This window comes from Streptomyces sp. NPDC051286 (assembly GCF_044455345.1).
Classification (GTDB): domain Bacteria; phylum Actinomycetota; class Actinomycetes; order Streptomycetales; family Streptomycetaceae; genus Streptomyces.
Genome location: NZ_JBITER010000146.1, coordinates 1 through 1780, shown reverse-complemented (window position 1 = coordinate 1780; position 1780 = coordinate 1). Strand labels below are relative to the sequence as shown.

The 1780-nt window shown below is 68.7% G+C and carries 1 protein-coding gene; it reads right to left on the bottom strand.

What is annotated here, in order from left to right; translation table 11 throughout:
- Positions 1-27 precede the first annotated feature (27 nt).
- The gene (locus ACIBB8_RS37855) at positions 28-1275 is read right to left on the bottom strand and encodes an IS110 family transposase (RefSeq protein WP_398959948.1); all 1248 of its coding nucleotides are present in this window, start codon (positions 1273-1275) and stop codon (positions 28-30) included.
- Positions 1276-1780: the final 505 nt, after the last annotated feature.

The window sequence follows — 1780 nt, the reverse complement described above, 5'->3', positions numbered from 1 at the left end:
AGCCAGACATCCGATGCGGTTGATCTGTCAAGCTGCTGCGGGGCGTTGCTGCTGGGCGAGGTCGGGAAAGGCGACGTTTTCGTCGTAGAGCACGTGCTGGGTGAGGCAGTGGTGGAGGCAGCCGATCATGCGGTTGAAGAGGTTGCGCAGGGCGGCGGTGTGCCGGTCTGCGTCGTCGCGGCGCCGGTCGTAGTGGCCGCGTGCTCCGGGTGACGCGGTCAGGGCGGCGAAGGCCCACACGTAGCCGACGGCGGCCAGACGCTGGTTCTTGACCCGGCGGGCCAGGACAGCCACGCTCTTGCCGGACGCCCGGGTGACCGGTGCGGCCCCGGCGTAAGCCTTCAAGGACTTGGCGTCGGCGAAGCGGGATCGGTCGTCGCCGATCTCGGCGAGCACCCGGGCGCCGGTGAGCGAGCCGAGCCCTGGGAAGCTGGTGATGATCTCGGCGTCCGGGTGCTTCTCAAAAGACTCCACCGAGGCCGCTGCCAGGTCGTCCGCGGAGGTGCAGGCCGCCTCCAACTGCCGTAGCAGGGCCTGGGTCTGGTGGCCCATGGCCTGCTCGACCAGTGCGAGTTGCCGCATCTGCGGGGCCCGCAGGACCGCCCGGAGCCGGTCGGCCTCGGCCTCAATGCCGCGCTTGCGCCCAGCCTTCTTGATCAGGGCCCGTAGCTGGGTGAGGGTGAGATTGGAGGCCTGCTCGGGGGTGGGGGCCGCGGCCAGCAGGGTGCGGGCGATTGGGGAGCACAGCCCATCGCGGGTGTCCTTGATCGCAGCGAGGAAGCCGGGAAAGTAGCCGCGCAGGTGGGAGCGCAGTTTATTGCCGGCCTGGGTGCGGTCCCAGACCGCGTCCTGCTGGGCCCGGGCAAGTACAGCGATCGCCTGGACCAGTTCGGAGTCTGCGGGCAGTGGGCGGTGGGCGGCGGCGTCCGTGCGCAGGATGTTCGCCAGAATCATGGCGTCGAGGTGGTCGGACTTCTTGCGGGCGACAGCGTGCCGGTCGCGGTAACGGGCGGCGGCCATGGGGTTGATCGCGTAGACCGGACGCTGGGTGGCGCGCAGGCAGGCGACCAGCAGGCCGCGGGAGGTCTCGATAGCTACCGGGATCGGGGTTTCGGGGGTGTCGCCGTGGGTGGCGAGCAGGTCGAAGAGTTGTTGCAGGCCTGCGGCATCGTCGCCGATCCGGGCCCGGGCTAACAGGGCTCCCTCGCTGTCGACTACGGCGATGTCGTGGTGGTCGCTGGCCCAGTCGATCCCGCAGAACGCTCTTGCGGTCATCCGTGCACGTCCTCTCGGTCATTTCACGCTGCGGCTGGTCACAGCCGTGCGGGGGCACGCGTCTCCCTAATGGAAGGGCTCTGATGGCCCGTCATCCGATTAGCCGTTCGTGACCCCAGCTGCCCGCGGGGCCCTCGGTCTTTCCTGGAGTTTGAAGGCTCCCGGTTCGTTGAGAGGTGACCCCCGCGAGGGGCTCGGACCACGAATTTCAACGATCTGATCATCCGATCGTCACGTCGCGGGTGGTGGGCGCGCAGGTGTCCACAGTGGACGGTGCCGGGGGCGGCTCTGTCTCCGGAGTTCCAGGCCCCCGGGAGCGTCATGCCGCTTTCCAGCACCGACCACTGCCGTCACATCGGACCCGCTCGTCTGGCTTCAGGCATCTCGTGCCGGGCAGCGTTCAAGCGTGGATCCGGAAGAGTGGCACACCCCACGCACGAGGGATTCCAAGTCCCCCAGTAGCGGTGGGGCAGTGCCTCGCTTCACTGCCCATTAGGCGGCGTTC